This window comes from Novacetimonas hansenii JCM 7643 (genome assembly GCF_000964405.1).
Classification (GTDB): domain Bacteria; phylum Pseudomonadota; class Alphaproteobacteria; order Acetobacterales; family Acetobacteraceae; genus Novacetimonas; species Novacetimonas hansenii.
The window spans coordinates 1-14,730 of record NZ_BANE01000296.1; the positions used below are offsets into that span (position 1 = coordinate 1).

11 protein-coding genes are annotated in these 14,730 nt (G+C 50.7%); 9 read left to right on the top strand and 2 right to left on the bottom strand.

What is annotated here, in order from left to right:
- Positions 1–96: 96 nt before the first annotated feature.
- The 8 genes from B7G66_RS15275 to B7G66_RS15310 all read left to right on the top strand — a co-directional run bounded on the left by B7G66_RS15275 (position 97) and on the right by B7G66_RS15310 (position 8,660).
- On the top strand, positions 97–837 hold the full coding sequence (locus B7G66_RS15275; protein WP_003619241.1) for an SDR family NAD(P)-dependent oxidoreductase: 741 nt from the start codon (positions 97–99) through the stop codon (positions 835–837).
- Between the two features lie 24 nt (positions 838–861).
- Positions 862–2,112, top strand: a complete 1,251-nt coding sequence (locus B7G66_RS15280; RefSeq protein WP_040510670.1) for a dihydrolipoamide acetyltransferase family protein — start codon at positions 862–864, stop codon at positions 2,110–2,112.
- Between the two features lie 54 nt (positions 2,113–2,166).
- The gene (locus B7G66_RS15285; RefSeq protein ID WP_003619244.1) at positions 2,167–3,141 is read left to right on the top strand and encodes a cyclase family protein; all 975 of its coding nucleotides are present in this window, start codon (positions 2,167–2,169) and stop codon (positions 3,139–3,141) included.
- Positions 3,142–3,167: 26 nt separating this feature from the next.
- Positions 3,168–3,932: an SDR family NAD(P)-dependent oxidoreductase gene (locus B7G66_RS15290; protein ID WP_003619246.1), complete on the top strand. Its 765-nt coding sequence runs from the start codon at positions 3,168–3,170 to the stop codon at positions 3,930–3,932.
- 65 nt (positions 3,933–3,997) lie between these two features.
- Positions 3,998–5,332, top strand: a complete 1,335-nt coding sequence (locus B7G66_RS15295; RefSeq protein WP_003619248.1) for an MFS transporter — start codon at positions 3,998–4,000, stop codon at positions 5,330–5,332.
- Between the two features lie 43 nt (positions 5,333–5,375).
- Positions 5,376–6,050, top strand: a complete 675-nt coding sequence (locus B7G66_RS15300; RefSeq protein ID WP_003619250.1) for a GntR family transcriptional regulator — start codon at positions 5,376–5,378, stop codon at positions 6,048–6,050.
- Positions 6,051–6,080: 30 nt separating this feature from the next.
- Positions 6,081–6,605 (top strand): VOC family protein, encoded by a 525-nt coding sequence (locus B7G66_RS15305; RefSeq protein ID WP_003619252.1) that lies wholly within the window; start codon positions 6,081–6,083, stop codon positions 6,603–6,605.
- Between the two features lie 387 nt (positions 6,606–6,992).
- The gene (locus B7G66_RS15310) at positions 6,993–8,660 is read left to right on the top strand and encodes a carbohydrate porin (RefSeq protein WP_080545430.1); all 1,668 of its coding nucleotides are present in this window, start codon (positions 6,993–6,995) and stop codon (positions 8,658–8,660) included.
- An 86-nt stretch (positions 8,661–8,746) separates the two neighbouring features.
- Here the strand turns inward: B7G66_RS15310 and B7G66_RS15315 are convergent, their stop codons facing one another.
- Positions 8,747–9,685: a ketopantoate reductase family protein gene (locus tag B7G66_RS15315; protein ID WP_003619257.1), complete on the bottom strand. Its 939-nt coding sequence runs from the start codon at positions 9,683–9,685 to the stop codon at positions 8,747–8,749.
- A 978-nt stretch (positions 9,686–10,663) separates the two neighbouring features.
- The gene (locus B7G66_RS15325; RefSeq protein WP_159107972.1) at positions 10,664–13,087 is read right to left on the bottom strand and encodes a TonB-dependent receptor; all 2,424 of its coding nucleotides are present in this window, start codon (positions 13,085–13,087) and stop codon (positions 10,664–10,666) included.
- 416 nt (positions 13,088–13,503) lie between these two features.
- On the opposite strand from B7G66_RS15325, the gene B7G66_RS15335 reads away from it, so the two are divergent.
- Positions 13,504–14,706 carry a YdcF family protein gene (locus B7G66_RS15335; RefSeq protein WP_141312758.1) on the top strand — a complete coding sequence of 401 codons (1,203 nt, stop codon included), beginning with the start codon at positions 13,504–13,506 and terminating at the stop codon, positions 14,704–14,706.
- Positions 14,707–14,730 lie beyond the last annotated feature (24 nt).

Consider the following 14,730-nt stretch of genomic DNA (forward strand, 5'->3'; position numbering starts at 1 on the left):
AAAACTCAGGATATGCATCAATCTAATCACAGAACGCTCTAATGGCGGTTGTGGGGCCCCTTTGGGCATTGGTCCCGTTTAATAATGGAGACTGCAATGCAGGAATTTACAGGTCGTATCCTGCTCCTGACCGGGGCAGCAGGGGGCATTGGCCGTGAAATCGCCGCGTTTTTCTTTGCACGTGGTGCCAGCCTGCTTCTGGCGGATCTTGATGAAAGCGCCGTAATCAACATGGCGCGGCAAATGGACCCTCAGGGTGAACGTATCATTGCCGCGCGGTATGATGCCGCGTGTGAACACGATGCCGGGATTATTGCCAGTCTGGCGCATGATCATTTCGGCGGAGTTGATTTCATGGTGCCGGGGGCGGGGATTTATCCCCATTGTCCGGTGTCGCAGATGGAGGGGGCTGACTGGCGCAGGGTTATTGCGATCAACCTCGACAGTGTTTTCTATCTTTGTCGGGCGGTCATGCCCATTTTGCGTGAAAATAGCGCCATTGTCACACTGACATCCGTTGCGGCCCATCGTGGTAGCCAGAATCATGCCCATTATTCCGCATCGAAGGGCGCAGTTCTTAGCCTGACGCGTTCGCTTGCCATTGAGCTTGGCGGGCGTACCCGCGTCAATGCGGTTTCTCCGGGGATTATAGAGACCGCGATGACGCGTGAACTCCGTGGAGAAAAAGGGGACATCTTAAAGGCCCAGACACCGTGCGGCCGCTTTGGTCAGCCGCGTGAGGTGGCGTCCGTCGTGGCATTTTTGTGTGGTGATGATGCAAGTTTTGTGAATGGGGAGGTCATCCATGTCAATGGTGGCCTCTATATGGCCGGCTGAGCCCTGTCAGTGAGGTAGATCTTCATGGCCGTCAATATTTGCATGCCCGACCTTTGCGCATCGTCCGGAACGATAACGCTGTCGCGATGGCTTCGGGCCGAAGGGGATGCGATTTCTGCCGGGGATATCCTTGCGGAGATGGAAGCTGACAAGGCGACGATAGAAATCGAGGCACCGGCAGGTGGGATTCTGGGGCGTATTTTTGTTCCTGATGGTACTGAAGGTGTCAGTGTTGATCAGGTCATCGGAATGGTCGTCGATCCTGGCGAACCCATCCCGGATGCGCCCGGCAATCTGAATGTTCAGGCCCCGGCGGCAATATGTCCCGATACAGGCCCCATGACGCAGGCTGTGTCCCCGTGTAGCGAGAGGGGAATATCCCTGCCGGACATAAGTAGGGACGTTACGAGGACGCGGGTTTTTGCCTCACCAGTTGCGCGCCGTCTGGCGCGGCTGCATGAGCTTGACCTGCGACGGGTTGGGGGAAGTGGCCCACGGGGAAGGATACTGCGTCGCGATATCGAATGCCTGCTGTCGAATGAAAAAATCATTCAGGTAAAGGAAAAGACGAAACCGGATGTTGATCGCGTTGTTATGTCGGGCATGCGACGGACCATTGCCGCGCGCCTGACGAACGCAAAGCAGACGATCCCGCATTTTTATGTTTCCGTGGATGTGCAGGTTGATGCCTTACTGGACCTGCGCGAAGAACTCAATCGCGTGGTGCCATTCCACGGCGCCCCCGATGCGTTTCGCATTTCGGTTAATGACATGCTGATCCGTGCCTGTGGTGTGGCTTTTGCCACGGTGCCATCCATGAATGTCCTGTATGCCGAAGATGCGCTGCTTTTCCCGCGGCAGGTTGATATCGCCGTGGCGGTTTCTGTGTCTGATGGATTACTGACGCCGGTCCTGCGTGACGTGGGTGGAAAATCGCTGCTCGTCACCAGTTGCGAAGTCCGCGCACTTATCATGCGTGCGCGTGAAGGAAAGCTGAGCGTGGAGGAAATGCGCGGTGGCAGCTTTACAATCTCGAATGTCGGAATGTTTGGTATTGATAGCGTGACACCGATCATCAACCCACCCCATGCTGCGATATTGGGGATTGGGGCGATACGTCGCCTGCCAATCGTCAGGGACGGGCAGATTGCAATTGCATCCCTCATGACCTGCACCCTTAGTGTCGATCACCGCGTTGTGGATGGTGCGTTGGCTGCGCAATGGCTGGCCGCGTTCAGGAATATCGTCGAACACCCCATAAGATTGCTGACCTGATAAACGTTTTCTTCAGATGATGCCCCTGTGGATTGGGGCATGGGAGACAGGATTATGGCTGACGGCAAATTACGGTGTTATATGCCCGACCTTGGGCGTCTGCTGGAGCAGCTCCCAAAAAACTGGGGGCGGTGGGGCGAAAATGATGAGGTTGGTTCGCTCAATTTCCTGACCGCGCAAGAAGTCCTGCGCGGCGTGGCATCAGTCCGCCAAGGAAAGGTGTTTACGCTTGGCATTCGTATCGCCGCCCCCGAAGGGGACCCGATCTGGCCCGGCCGTGCGACGGCGCACCGGGTCAACGTTATGGATCGTGGCCATTTTATGTGTGGCAAGGCCGAACCCCTGTCGGGTGGGGGCGAATGGGCCGACGACATGGTGGTGATGTATCTGCAGGGATCCAGCCAGTACGATGCGCTGGGACATGTGTGGTATGATAACACCCTTTATAATGGCTACCCCGCCGCGACGACAGTGGGGGGCATGAGCAAGGCCAGTGTCCTTCCCATTGCCGAACGTGGCGTGGTTGGGCGCGGTATCCTGATTGATATGGCCCGTTTCCGGGGCAAGGAATGCCTTGATCGTGGAGAGACCTTTACACATACGGACCTTGAAGCCGCAGCAGCGCAGCAGGGGATTGAGATCCTGCCCCATGATGTTCTGGTGATCCGCACAGGCTGGATTGGCAAATTCTATCGCACGCCAAAAGAGGAGTTCTATCGCGACTTCCTTGAACCCGGCCTGACCTACAGCCCGGAGCTGGTGCGCTGGTTTCATGAAAAGGAAATTCCCAACCTTGTAACGGATACGATCGCCAATGAAGTGACCGTTGATCCCGAAAGTGGGGTAACTCTTCCGCTGCATTGCGCATTGATGCGTAATCTTGGGGTGGCCTTTACCGAAATCATCGCCCTTGATGCACTGGCGGAGGATTGTGCCGCCGACGGGCAGTGGTCTTTCCTGTATACAGCCGCACCGCTGAAGGTGGTTGGTGGATCGGGTGCGCCAGTCAATCCGGTTGTCATAAAATAAAAATACCGCTTGGCGGAGGAACTTTCATGAAACCACTATCTGGTAGTACGGCGCTTGTGACCGGTGCAGGGTCGGGTATCGGCCGTGAAACAGCTATAGCCCTGGCAAATGCAGGTGCGGCCATTCTGGTCAATGACGTCTCGGGCGATGCCGCACGTGCGACATGTGCGATCATTGGTAAAACCGGTGGGCAGGCCACTCCTTATGTTGCGTCCGTGGCGGACCCGGATGCGGTACGCGCCCTGTTTGAAATATTTGATGATGAAGGGAAAATTCCTGATATTTTGGTCAATAATGCAGGGATCAGTGGAAATGGACCAACATTGGACCTGACGGAAGAAAGCTGGCTGCGTGTCGTGGGCATCAACCTGAATGGAGCATTTTTCTGTAGCCGTGAGGCCGCGCGTCGCATGAGCGCAACGCGGAAGGGGACGATTGTCAATATCGGGTCGATTTATTCCATTGTCGCCGCCCCGCAACGCCTGTCCTATTGTACGACAAAAGCTGCGATTGCGATGATGACGAAATGCCTCGCGCTGGAGTGGGCGGACGCTGGCATTCGTGTCAACTGCGTGGCGCCTGGATATGTGGACAGTGCCTTGACGCGCGAACTTGCCGCGGCAGGGCGGCTTGATATGGCGGCGCTGGAGCGGCGTACACCACAGCATCGCCTGGGCAAGGCAAGCGAGATTGCAGACGCGGTGTTATATCTGTGTGAACCGCGCAGCGCGCATATCACGGGTCATGTCCTTTCGGTGGATGGTGGCTGGACAGCGAATGGATATCTCTGATCTGTGTCTGCAGGCTGTTTCCAAATATATCGGTATCGAATCCATGGGAATGAAAGACAGTCATCATGGAGCAATCCCATCCGGTTCCAAGGTTCAGATGGCGTATCGGCTGTCTGCTCGCCCTTGGGGTTTTCGTCAACTATATTGATCGTATCGCCCTTTCGGTGGCTTCACCGCAGATACAGGCTGAATATAGTCTTGATAGCATTCAGCTTGGCTGGCTTTTCAGTGGTTTCTTCTGGGTCTATGCATTTGCCCAGATCCCCAGCGGGCTGCTGGCTGACCGATATGGTGCATGTGCGACAATGCGGGTCAGTACTGTCCTGTGGACGGTTTCATCCGGCCTGATGGCATTGGCGCGTGGGTTCCCCGGCTTCTTTGCGGCACGTATGCTGCTGGGACTGGCGGAAGCTCCTGCTTATCCGGCTGGTACAAAAGCGACCGGATACTGGTTCCCACGCAATGAACGTGGAACGGCTACGGCGGTATTCGACGCATCCGCACGGTTTGCGAATGTGCTTGGGGTTCCGCTTGTGGCACTTGTGACCGTTTACCTGGGCTGGCGCTGGGCATTCGTCATGACGGCATGTTTCAGCCTGTGTTACGCGATTACATTTTTTCTTGGTTATCGCGATCCATCACAGCATCCGCGACTGAGTTCACATGAACATCGTTATATGCTGGCGGGTGGTGCCTGTGTCGAAGGGGATGCAAGCGCAGGAAGTGGCTGGGCCACTATTCCACACCTTCTGCGGCAGCGTAAAATATGGGGTATCATACTGGGGTTTGCGGCATATGGGTATTTTTTTACGCTGTTCCTGACATGGATGCCAAATTACCTGGTTCGTGAACTGCATGTCAGCACGATGCAGTCGGCGATGTATGTCATGATCCCGTGGGGTATTGCCACGCTTGGCGAACTGTTGGTCGGTGGCTGGTTTATTGATGCGCTCTGCCGTCGCGGGTATGACGATACATGGACGCGCAAGGGGATGCTCCTGCTTGGTTTCATTCTGGGCATGGCCATGATCGGCGCCATTTTCACGCATCGTCCCGGATGGGCGGTATTCTGGATTTCACTTTCCCTCGGGGGCTTGTCGAGCGCCGCGCCAGTAATCTGGAGCTTGCCTTCTCTTGTCGCACCACGCGGGGTAGGGGGAACGGTGACTGGTATTGCCAATTTTGTAAATAACGGCGCGGGCATCGTGGCAACGATTCTGACCGGGTATCTGGTCAACCTGACGGGATCGTTCGGGGCGGCGTTCACGTGCGCATCAGCGATGTTGCTGGCGGGTTTTGTCGCTATTGCCATCCTTGTGGAATCCTTTACACCCGTTGGGGAACCACCGGAATGCGCGATTACAATACCCTTGTCCGGCAGGTGGATGAAGGGACGGTGAAGCCCTGAGGGTGACAGGGATAATTTTCCATGCTGAGTAACGTATGACAGAGAATGCCGCTTCGCAGCCATTGGCCCCGACCGCCCGCCGGATTGCAGATGCATTGCGACATGACATCCTGTCGGGTGTGCTTGTTCCGGGAACACGTATCCGGCAGGAAGATTATTCGACCCATTTCGGTGCCAGTCGCATTCCCGTGAGGGAAGCCCTCAAAGCCCTGCAAAGCGAAGGATTGCTTGTCCTTCAGGCGAACAGGGGGGCATGGGTTGCCCATATGAACCAGGCACAATGTCTGGAGATCTATAAGATACGCGAACGTATAGAGCCACTGGCCCTGAGCGAAAGTACGCAACGCATGCCATCTGCAACCATGGACGTGCTTGAGGAACTTGTCGATCGTATGGAGCAGGCGGAAACTGTTGATGCGTTCATTCCCCTGGATCGGGAGTTCCATCTACGAAGCTATGAGCATTCATCACTTCCTGAACTGAATGCGATGATCCTGCGGTACTGGAACACGACGCAGCAGTATCGTCGGACATATATGAACGAGGTGGGATTCAGCCTGCGCACGATCGTCGATTCTGAACACAGGTTGCTGATGGATGCAATCCGGCGACGTGACAGTTACAATGCGGAATGCCTGCTTCAGGTGCATATCCGTCGGACACGCCTTGAGTTTGAAAAAAACAAGGTTGTCGCGACAGGGGAGAGGTAACACCATTTACCATACGAAGGGAATGCGGTCATGGTCGGATTGCCGGGATTGCGCGGTGTGGAACATATTGGTTTCACCGTGCCGGATATTGAAGAAGCCACGCGTTTTTTCGTCAATGTCATCGGATGTGAATATGTCTATTCTCTGGGACCGTTTCAGTCGCCTGATGATTGGATGACCACGCATCTGAACGTTCCTGCAGATGCGATCATGCGGGAATTAAGGTTTTTCCGGTGCAGAAATGGTCCAAACTTTGAGGTATTCCAGTATGAAACACCAGCCCAGCATTGTATCCCGCCCCTGAACAGTGATGTCGGTGGGCATCATCTGGCCTTTTATGTAGACGATTTCGACGCAGCACTTACACATCTGAAGTTGCATGGTGTCCGTCTATTGGGTAAGCCCACATACCGCAATACGGGGCCAAGTGCTGGTCAGACATGGGTATATTTCCTGACCCCATGGGGGATGCAATTGGAATTGGTAAGTTTTCCAGAAGGCAAGCGGTATGAACGCACAGCAACCACTATGTTGTGGCAGCCTGCGTCAGCCTGAATGACAGTAATATTCATTTGAATGACCGCAACCCATACAGAGCAGTGTTCGTTATGACGGGCAACGAAATTCTTGCAATGTGTGGATGGGTTATAAATGGCAGAATGAAGTATTTTTGCACTATGTAAGTAATATATTTTTCTGTAGGTTTTGGAAAAATATTCCTTAAGTCCGTGTTCCAAAAAATAAAAATAATTTATGAACCAAGCGAACTCAGGCTGATGCATAAAATCAACATGTCCATGGATGTTAGCTTAAGGAACATAAGGTAATAGTTCCTGGGTAATGGTGATGTTGTCATGGGTATCCATGGATCAATAATTCGTATTGATATTATCAGCGCTGGTTGATTCTGGTTCATGATCTTCATCGGATGAGGTTCAGGGCATGCGCGTCCTTCATGAATCATTTTTTCTTTATGTTTTAAATCATATTCGCTCAGCAACATGGACTTCACGAAGTCGGAATGCCGTGAAGCTTCCATTGGGGATCGCCGCCTGTTTTGGCTGCTGTCTCCTGCTTCAATCTGTGGCGCTGGCTGCGACAGATCAGGATTCGGTAATTCTGCCGGTTCAGCAACAGCAAATAAAAGCGGCAGATCAAGATACGCAGGATGTTAAACTGCCACGCTGGATTCAGAAAATACTAGGAAAAAAAACCAAGGCGACAGGTCCAGAGGAGGTATCAAACCCTACGCCATATGCCGAAACGCAGCCCACAACGCCGTTTTATCTTGCGATACCGGGATTTTTACAGGCACCATATGGCCCACCTTCTTTCGGTCCGCCATTCGGTACTACCCATTTGCTGGGGGATTGGGGCGGGGTGCAGCCTTGGCTTCAGAAACGGGGGCTATATTTTGCATTTGATGTTTATGAGGATCTTGCCGGAAATGTGGCTGGTGGTAAAAAGCGTGATTACAGTGTAGCTGGACAGGTCGGTTCTACACTCGACGTGGACTGGGAAAAATTGCTGAATGCCGGATCATGGTCAAAGGATCTATGGCTGCATCTGCTTGTTGTAAATGGGCATGGTCGGAATCTGAGTCGCCTGTTTGGTGACAATAGCAACCAGGTGCAGCAGATATATGGAAGCCGTGGTAACGTAATTGCACATATGGTCTGGGCTTATTTTGAAAAATCCTGGCTGGATCACAGGATTGATTTGTCTATGGGGTGGATACCAACCGGCGTTTTCTTCCAGAATTCTCCATGGGTCTGTAACTATATGAACGTGTGGTTATGTGGTGGGGAGGCACCTACAAAATTCTTGACGGGTGGTCGTGGCTGGCCATCGGGGAATATTGGGACGGTCCTGCGGGTGATGCCGACAAAACAGGTATATGTCATGGGCGGATTGTTCGCCGTGTCGCCACATCCCTATAATGGTGGTATTTCTGGATGGTCCTGGGCGCAGGATGGGTTGGGAAAACTTTCGACACAGGTTGAAATCGGCTGGATTCCTGCGTTCGGTCGCGACCATCTTGTAGGGCATTACAAGGTTGGCGTGATGTATGATAATTCCCGTTACAGTCATCTGTATGAAGATATCAATGGCAATCCATGGGTGTTAACCGGTCAGCCCGCACGCAGAGAGAGCGGCCAGACATCATTGTGGGTGATTGCAGACCAGATGTTGGTTCGCCATGGGTCAGGAGAACTGAATGGTCTGATACTGGGTGGATATTATGCTTATGCATCCGGTCAGACGTCGCAGATTAATCATGCCTTTGTGGCGGCCCTGATGGATACCGGCGCGGCATGGAAACGTCCGTTGGATAGTGTGGGTATTGCGTTCTTATGGGCCAGTTTCAGCCGTTCCGCAATCCTGTCACAAGAAGCTGCTGCTGGGCATGGGCTGTCACTGCCAGGGGCAAATTTCGGTGTTCCATATGGTATTCAGGGGCATGAGAGCATTTATGAAGCATATTATGGTTTTCATATAATGGATGGCCTGTCGATCAAGCCGGATTTCCAGTATATAAATCATGTTGGTGGCACAACAACCTTCAGAGATGCTGTTGTGTTGAGCACCGCTGTCAACGTTGCGTTCTGATTTTTCAAGACTACAGGAAGCCGTGGCATGACTTGCTACGGCTTTTTTGTATTTATCCTTAATAAAAGGTATCTTCCAAAAATGGTTTATGTAAGGGGCATTTGATTGTGCTGTTGCTCATAAACACCCAGATTTATGTTTGTAAGGTCAAGGAGGGGAGTTGAAAGATCATGCTTGCGTGCCCGTATCACAAGATCACCAATAATCTGCTGGGCTTCGATCGGTCCACCCCGGCAAAGATCGCGAAAAATTGATGATGTCAGCGAGGAGTCTTTCTTACTCAGTAGCTTTATAATGCCGTCTATGGTTTGTTCATCAGGGCAATATCCTGTTGCTGTGGCAATGGCAACACATTCGTCAATGACGGCGTGTATAAAATTTGTTCCGTATTTTTGGCTTGATATTTCCCCAACTGTTCCGCGCATCAAGCAACAAATACTTCCCAGAGATGCAAGAAGCACCCACTTGTTCCACATATCTTGCAAGATATGCGTCGAACATATTGTTTCAAAACCAGGGCTGGAAAGAATTTTTCCGATTTGTTGTGCTTTGGCTGTTTCCCGACCGGATATTTCCCCAAAAGACAGCCGCGGCATGGAGCCGCTTTGTTCGATATGTCCTTGCTTATTCAGTTTGCTGACAATAAAGCATGTTCCGCCCATGACGGCATGTTGGCCGAAACGTGCTGTCAGGATATCAAGATGTCGCATGCCATTGAGCAGCGGTATGATATGGGTGCCTGTACCGACAGCAGCAGAAAAATCATCCATGGCAGACGCAAGGGAATAGGCTTTTACGCTGAGCAGCACAATGTCATACGGATTTGTGATATCTTGGGTGCTGGTGGTTTTGGGCGTGAGCGTAATATCTCCGATGGTGCTGCGCAGGCAAAGGCCGTCTGCCAGTAATTGGGACCGCCGTTTTGGGCGCACAAGGAATGTCACATCATGTCCGGCTGCGGCCATGCGGGCACCAAAATACCCCCCCACAGCGCCTGCGCCGACAATAAGGATTCTGCTAGTCATCGGGCGATTTCCTGTCTTTGTTGAGGCCTGACCCAGGCAAAGGAATTCAGTGAACGCATTCAGTCAGATATTAACCTATCACACGAAGGTTTACATCTGGCTGAATGCGTAGGCAGTTCAGGCCACTTGATTTGTGATTCAATATGATGCTCGGGTGAGGACAGATCATCATATCGATGGTGTTATCAATTAGCTTATTTGTATGTACACCTGACAGCAACAGATCCATAATCTGCATGGATTGCAAAGCTACCCGAGCATCATCAGGACTGATACACATTGGCGGAAAGGGGGCGCATTCTGATTGAGGCCCTCTCAATCCTTGCTCAGGTGCCGATCGCGGCTTGGACAGGAGAACATGCGTTTCACAATCCAGCGTTCGGATAAAATTTCCGCATCGCATTGTGCACGATTTCGACGTTTACAGCGCAGCAAACCTGGTTCAGTCCTTGCCGAAATTTCGATCTCTGATAGCCAGTGCTGATATAGAAGTTTCAGAAGGAATGGATGCAGCCCAAACAAGGTTGCCATTAACAAGCCCTGTGTATCGACGAGGAGATAACGTTTCTTCCCCTTGATGTTTTTGCTGCTGTCGGGCAGCCATAATGGGTCGTCTGTTCTCAACACAGGACGTAGAACGCATGGTGCAGACGATCGAGTGTGCCCTCATGTTGCCAGCAGCGAAAGTAGTAGTTCACTGTGCTGCACGACGGCAGATCTTTCGGGATTGCACGTCACTGGCAACCTGTTCCAAGAACATACATCAAGTTGTGTTTGAAACATGCTGACAGATTGTGAACATTGCAATCTACAAGTGCTGCCTAAAAAGCAACTTTCTGTCAGGAAATAGCGGTTTCATCTTTGTCCATCAGGCATTCATAAATCTGGTACAGTTTATACAGATATTCCTGACAGACTCTATAATACATTCCGGCATTCCATTATTCAGGGTTGGTTTTGGAATGCCGGAACTGTTAATCAGAAATCAGCACTTAATGAGACCATGGCCGTAAAGGCAGAACCAACGACATAAGTCGGTGTCGATGCATGAACCGTGTTGCCCTGAAGACCTTTCTGGGTCACGGCAGTCATGCCAAAACCGTTGATGGAGGAGAGGTAGTTAACCCCTCCCATATTCACCAAGTTAAGCATAATTCTGGGGTGAACATGTGTGTGGAATGACGGAAGTGTCCTGCCTATATTCAGGTCCGCGGTAAAATATCCGGGAATTTTCTGGTCATTCATCAGGGTTGAATACTGCTTCCCCTGATAGCGCAGGTTGAAATTACTGAAATAGGTGCCATCATCATATGTCAGGCCAATCGCACCACTCCATTTAGGAGAGCCCGGTTCTTCTTTTCCTTTGGTCGGCAGATAGTCAGTGCCTGCATTCACGTTATTCCCGATGGTTGTATTAAGATACTGCCCCGAAGCATAGGCACTGATATGATGCCATGGGCGGGTACCAATTTCTCCCTGGAAGCCCCATGCTTCCTCGCCGCCAGCAGAAATGGGCGTACTGATCAGTACGCTTGTTCCCGGAAGGTAGGATGAACTTGAAATCTGGTGGTTCGTCAGGTTGTAGTGAAACCATGCCGCAGAGAAATTGACAGGACCATTATGTCGGAACCCGACTTCCTCTCCAATAAAATATTCAGCATTCAAGTTGGAAGTAGGCTGGCTGGAGGGTTTAGGGGATGTCATGGAGAACTGCTGTACGTAAGGACTCCATCCGGCAGGAAGTCGATAAGATGTCGTCGCATTCATATAAACCTGATCAGATTTGGTAATATTATAACTGGCCAGGAATTGTGGTGTAGGTTCAAAATAATTTTTTCCAGCCTTGTAAGGTGAAGCGCCGGGCAGATTTTCTGTTGAAGTCACTGAAGCCATGGAGGCTTTGAAACCAGCATCAAGGACAAGCCTGCCCCCGAGCAGGATAACCTTGTCATCAATACCTATGGCATTGACCTGCTGACGTGTATTTTCCTGATATCCGGTAACCCGCATCCCATTGGCCGTCAGGTATTTTTCGCCATAATTCCATGATCCCGTGGCCGATAGAGGATACTGGTCCTGATATTCGGTATGCCCCCCATAGGAATACCAATAAAATACAGACAGTGAATTATGCTTTGTCTTCCAGTTAAGGTTTGTCGTAAAGCCACTGGTATTCTGACGCCAGGGATGGACACTCTCAACAGTGACGGTGCCTGATTGAGCTGTATAACCATCAAGGTGATCATATTGCTGTGTGCCGATATAACCACCAGAAATGGGAATTGTGGAACCGTAATTATTCGGGCCGCTCTGAAACGTTGTATAAGGTTCGACATGTAATGTCAGGCCGTTCCCAAGGGCGAAATCATTATGTATCGCACCAAAAACGACATTCGTAAAACGTTCGTTGATGGCGTAATAGTTCGAATCCCCTGCCTTATATTTCCCGTCGTAATTGAAGCTGGTTCCGTAATGGTTCCACTGTGCAAGAGATGGATTACGATAAATATTCTGGTGCGATGTTGTGTATCCAAATACAATATCAGAAGAACTATTTTTTGACCAACGTTTTTCAAGATTCGCATCAATATGATAACGCTCGATATTACCCATTCCACGCCATAGGTTGCCAGCGGAATGTGAAAAAGAAGCAAAGGCTCTTACATCGCTATGGCCGATTTCGCCTGAATTAAGGCGAATGAACTGCTTTTGCAGACTATGAGTGCCGCCAGCGAAGTCAACGCTGCCACCAAATTTATCTGATGGGCGGATTTCCTGCATGGAAACAATTGCGCCATCGGCATTGTAAAGTGGTGCAGACAGATCAACAGATCCCTGTGTTACCTTTACCGAAGCGATATTTTCGTTATCAACCATCGATGATGCCCAAGGGGCATAGCTGAAAGCATCCGAAACTGGAACACCTTCAAACAGAAAACCGATCTGGGTCTGGTCAAGGCCGCGGATATGCATGGTTTCCGTTTCGGTATTCAATGGCCCTTCATTGCCGGCCTGAACACCCGGAAGGCTGGCGATCAACTGAGTTGGTGAAACGGTTGGGACCTGTTTTGAAATATAGGCGCGCGAAACCTCGCTGACTGACACTGGGGCCGTCTGCCGTACAAGAAGGCCACCGCCAGAATTATGGTGCTGCGCGGTGACGCTCAGTTCTTCATTCTGCGGAGGCTGCTTGTTCTGGCTTGTGGTGGGTCTATGTGAGGCTGAGGAGCCTGATACCACCTCTTTGGCTTTGCGAGGGGATGGTTGCTGGTCTGATCTTGCCGCAAGGGCATGCCCCGTGGTCATCAGAATGCCACAGCTCATCATGATGCATGAAGAGAGAAGATGGCGACGCAATCGGCCATGTCGGGTACTATCTCTTCCGATGGTCAGAATCGTCATAGAATAAACCTTGGATTGGTAAAGATGTTGGACAGGAAGATATGGTTTACAAACCATAGATTTTTGCATGTAAAAATCAGGGCAGATTGCATGGAAAGACAGCGCACATCCTGAATGAGAGGCAGTTTGTGATACTGTTCGGTATCAACAGGTTTCTGGTCATTGCGTATCAGAACATATCAAGCAGCCTCGCATATGCGCCCTTTTGGGAAGAAGGAGATGCTACAAAATCTATGAGAGGAGACGTGTTATTATTTTATGATATTTTTGTTTCTGTCGTGTAAAAACGATTTATTAATATTTTTGATTTTCTTTATTTTTTTTGGATCAAGTATCGTTTATGATGCCTTGTAATTTTTGAGGATGTAAAAGTCAGTGTTGATAATGCTGATGAATATTCACACGGGGAATGGAATTTGAAGAAAATCTTATATAAGACGTCTCTGGTGCTTGTATGCGTAGGCTCTCTCAGCTTCTCGTTGCCAGCTGTGGCACAAGAACTTCCGCAAATACATGACCATGTCACAGAAAGCCTGCAGCGTCGGATATTTCCGCAACTTTCTGCCATGATAGCTGATGCTGGTTGGAGAAAAATTTTCTTTTCTGATCAGAATATACAGAAAATATTACAAGACCGCCGTGCCAGGTTTTCAGATATAACCAAATGTATTCCTGCCCCTCATTGTGTTGTGGAGGCATGGAAAATCACCCCCGATGAACGGCGCATCATTGGGGAGGTTCTTGGACAGATATCCTCTCATTTGCCGGTATCCCGTGGCTATGGCATATCTCAATGGGAACATGATGCAGATGCAATTAACTACATCCTGTCAGTTTATGGCGAAGGTAGTCCGCCTCATTATCCACATATTGACGCGATGACACAGGATACAACGTCAAAAGACTTTAATCAGTTGATTTCAGGTCTGCAATTGCAGGAGCTTCAGACCTGGCCACAACAGGACATGGATATTTTTTCTGCCCCTCTGCGTTATGCAGCGATCCTGCTTGATATGAATGATCGTGATGATGCCATACATTTTCCGATGTTGTGGCAGACGTTGAATGCGCCAGCCCTTCATCTCGCGCAGAATCTTGACTGGCGTCACTATCCTTATACAGCAATCATTGTGCCTGGGGCGGGGCCGGAGGCGCAGGGCGTATCTTTGTCGGCAATGGGAAAGTTGCGACTGATGTTGGCGGTGGATGCTTTCCGTAAGAAGCAGGCGCCGTTTATTCTGGTTTCAGGTGGAGCAGTTCATCCCGCACAAACCCATTATGTTGAGGCGCAAGAAATGCGTCGTGAGTTGATTTCCCGCTTTGGTATTGCTGAACGCAATATTATTATAGAGCCCTATGCAAGGCATACGACAACCAACCTGCGTAACGCATCAAGGCTTCTTGCCACGATGAACGCACCACGACAACAGCCTGCCTTGATTGTAACGGATCAGGATCAGAGCGCATATATTGCAAGTCAGACTTTTGCACAGCGTAACCTGAGGGAGTTAGGATGCGCGCCAGGCGTGCTTGATGCACGTATATCCCTGTTTGCCATCCCGTTTCATCCTGATGTGCATTGCAATGTTACGGACCCGATGGACCCGCTTGATCCGTAAAGATCAAGCGGGGGCAGGATATTA

Coding starts and splice junctions, on each gene's coding strand:
- B7G66_RS15275 (WP_003619241.1), top strand. CDS start 97: ATGCAGGAATTTACAGGTCGTATCCTGCTCCTGACCGGGGCAGCAGGG.
- B7G66_RS15280 (WP_040510670.1), top strand. CDS start 862: ATGGCCGTCAATATTTGCATGCCCGACCTTTGCGCATCGTCCGGAACG.
- B7G66_RS15285 (WP_003619244.1), top strand. CDS start 2,167: ATGGCTGACGGCAAATTACGGTGTTATATGCCCGACCTTGGGCGTCTG.
- B7G66_RS15290 (WP_003619246.1), top strand. CDS start 3,168: ATGAAACCACTATCTGGTAGTACGGCGCTTGTGACCGGTGCAGGGTCG.
- B7G66_RS15295 (WP_003619248.1), top strand. CDS start 3,998: ATGGAGCAATCCCATCCGGTTCCAAGGTTCAGATGGCGTATCGGCTGT.
- B7G66_RS15300 (WP_003619250.1), top strand. CDS start 5,376: ATGACAGAGAATGCCGCTTCGCAGCCATTGGCCCCGACCGCCCGCCGG.
- B7G66_RS15305 (WP_003619252.1), top strand. CDS start 6,081: ATGGTCGGATTGCCGGGATTGCGCGGTGTGGAACATATTGGTTTCACC.
- B7G66_RS15310 (WP_080545430.1), top strand. CDS start 6,993: ATGCGCGTCCTTCATGAATCATTTTTTCTTTATGTTTTAAATCATATT.
- B7G66_RS15315 (WP_003619257.1), bottom strand. CDS start 9,685: ATGACTAGCAGAATCCTTATTGTCGGCGCAGGCGCTGTGGGGGGGTAT.
- B7G66_RS15325 (WP_159107972.1), bottom strand. CDS start 13,087: ATGACGATTCTGACCATCGGAAGAGATAGTACCCGACATGGCCGATTG.